The 2478-nt window shown below is 61.3% G+C and carries 2 protein-coding genes and 1 pseudogene; all 3 read right to left on the bottom strand.

Annotated elements, in window-relative coordinates:
- A pseudogene (locus LN450_RS10780) lies at positions 1-874 on the bottom strand (hypothetical protein); the annotation flags it as partial.
- Positions 867-1559 carry a hypothetical protein gene (locus LN450_RS10775; protein ID WP_228884966.1) on the bottom strand — a complete coding sequence of 231 codons (693 nt, stop codon included), beginning with the start codon at positions 1557-1559 and terminating at the stop codon, positions 867-869. The pseudogene LN450_RS10780 and the gene LN450_RS10775, both read right to left, overlap by 8 nt.
- Before the next feature lie 87 nt (positions 1560-1646).
- A complete protein-coding gene (locus tag LN450_RS10770) occupies positions 1647-2126 on the bottom strand; it encodes a JAB domain-containing protein (RefSeq protein ID WP_011346611.1) in 480 nt (159 codons plus the stop codon).
- Positions 2127-2478: the final 352 nt, after the last annotated feature.

The raw sequence follows: 2478 nt of genomic DNA, 5'->3' as shown, positions 1-2478 counted from the left end.
CCAACTCAATGCCAGCCGCTTCCACCTGAACTGGACTGCTGCCCAATGCGGCCATGTTTAGCCCAATGCGTGGCATTGACTGGGTGGACGATTGGTCCAGGTTTCGAGAGACGGCAGCCCCTGCGGACACCACGTAGGACAAGTAGTAATCGTTGTAATTCGATTTACCAAGCTCGCCCAGCCCAATGCCTGACCTGTCGAACTGGCAGACACCAACTGCCTTGATAGCAGGGCCTTCAATGTTGCCTCCAGTGTGCTGAATTCCCTCGGCATCTAAACGTATTCCTGGCTCCAACCGACCGTTGCTCACACAGGGAGTAGTGGGATCCATCCGCCGCAACAAGTAGCCCTCGCTCGCATTGGGACGCTCGTGCTTGACGCGGCTGGCGACCGAATTCATCGAAACCAGCTCGGCGAACGCTTCGTTTTGGCGCGATGCCTGGATGTAGTCCTTTGCCAACGGAGTGATGTCAACAGTGGCTTCGCCGTAACGTGCGCCCTCCCGCAAAGACTGTTCGATGCTGTAGGAGAGTTTGTAGGTGCTGATTTCGTTGGAACGGGCCATCAGGGCGTGACCGGCTTCATGCCCTAGAACGCCGGTGAGCTGATCCACCCGCTCTTCGGGCCTTGACCTCAAGAAGATATCGGCGTTGATGCTGATGGATCGCGTGGCGTGGCTATAGTGCCCCCCCTCGTTGGGGGTCTTTGAAACGCTGATGTGCTTCAGATCGCCGTTGTCGATGGCCTTGGTCATGATTTCGGCCAGGTATGGCGAAGACTCGACGGCCTCGCGAAGGTTTTGAGCGGCCCACGGGGGCAAGGCCGACTGACGTTCGGTTTCCTGGAGCATGCGCTCGATGCGAGGGTCAAGCATCGCGGCGGTCCAGCTCGAAGCTCACCACGGTGGCGCACGTCGGTGATTCCCGACGGTCAGGCGTCACCGCGATGAACAGGGCCAGGGACGGACCTACCGCTGTATCAAACGAGATCCGCTGGTCGTCGCCGAACGTGGGCACGTAGACACGGAAGCCACTGGCCTCCAGCGGGGCTCTGATCGCGTCGTAAGCCACGCAGGCGTCCGGCGTCAGCGTCAGCTCGACGATGTGGCCAGGACTCTCCGGATACGGCTTCCAGACCGCCCAGGAATAGCTTCCCTTGCCTACGCGTCCAGTAACACCCCTTCGTTCCTGCTTCGCATCGGGCGGCAAAGCCACTCCCAAAACTTGCTCAACCTTGCTGGGGGCCGAATCACCATAACTGCGGATGGCCTTGACCATCGCCTGGACTTGCTCCAGCAGCTGATTGGGAGAGAGCTCAGGGCCTGGCTGCAAAGCAGGGTAGCCATCCCACGTCATCATGGGTGCCGAACCAGGGGGGAGCGCAGCATCCGAGATGGCGGCAACCCGGTCCTGTTCGTGCTTAAGATCAGCGGAGGTCACATCCTGCATGGCTTTCTCCTGATGAGCGTTTGACGGTTCCGCGCACGCGACCAATCCCAACAGCAAAGCGCCTGTTGATAGGGTTTTTGCGATGCAGCGTCCTTGGCTAAAAGAGTCCATGGCCCACACTCGGGTGTCGGGGGGAGGATCAGCTTACCAGCAGACGGCTCCGGCCCATTGGGCACTGCAGCAGCGAAGCGGGAGGGGCTATGCCCACCCCCTTGCGGCCAGGCTGGTGTGCTGCCGGCCACCGATGACCAGGTGGTCGAGGACTCGGATGTCCAGGAGGCCCAAGGCTTGCTCCAGGCGCTTAGTGACTTTGCGGTCGGCTTCGCTGGGCTCCGGATTCCCGCTCGGATGGTTGTGGAAGAGGATGACGGCGACGGCGTTGAGCTCCAGGGCGCGCTTGGCGACGACTCGGCTGTGGACTTCGCAGGCGTCGGTGGTGCCGGTGAAGAGGTGCTCGGTGGCCAGGATGTGATGCTTGGTGTCGAGGAAGACGACGCCGAAGACTTCGTGCGGCAGGTGAGCGCAGCGGGCAATCAGATAATCGCCAGCCTGGTCGGGGCTGTGGATGCGGCCTTGGCGCTGAAGGCGTTGTTCCAGGATGGTCGCGGCGGCGAGCAAGATGCCCTCCTCGTCCATCTGAAGTTGATATTGGGCCTTCAGGTCTTGGGTGCGCTTCATCGGTTCTTCTCCACCAGCGCGTTGTGCGCCTCGTGGGAACCGGTAGGCGGAGCGTCCGGCCCTACCGCACCCGAGAGCGAGCACCGCGCAAGCGGCGCACAGTGAAGGGCCGCAACAAAGTGCCAGCGCCGAGAAGGAGGCCTGTCCTTGCGGTCGGGACAGCGGAGCTAAGGTCCATTTAAGAGGCCCAGCGCTGGTGGAAACAGCACCATGCATGCCCTACAAGACCTGCGGGCTAAACGGTATACGGATGGACGGGGTCGATTGATGTCAGCAGGCAATGGCTGGGCTTTGCAGCCGGTGATGGGCTACTGCGGACCTGAGCTTGCTTGTCTTACGCACGCATCGCTGC

This window comes from Xanthomonas euvesicatoria pv. euvesicatoria (genome assembly GCF_020880415.1).
Classification (GTDB): Bacteria; Pseudomonadota; Gammaproteobacteria; order Xanthomonadales; family Xanthomonadaceae; genus Xanthomonas; species Xanthomonas euvesicatoria.
This window is presented reverse-complemented; position numbering and strand designations above follow the sequence as displayed.

Excerpts from the sequence above, each read along its gene's own strand:
- LN450_RS10770 (WP_011346611.1), bottom strand. The coding sequence starts at position 2,126 with ATGAAGCGCACCCAAGACCTGAAGGCCCAATATCAACTTCAGATGGAC.
- LN450_RS10775 (WP_228884966.1), bottom strand. The coding sequence starts at position 1,559 with ATGGACTCTTTTAGCCAAGGACGCTGCATCGCAAAAACCCTATCAACA.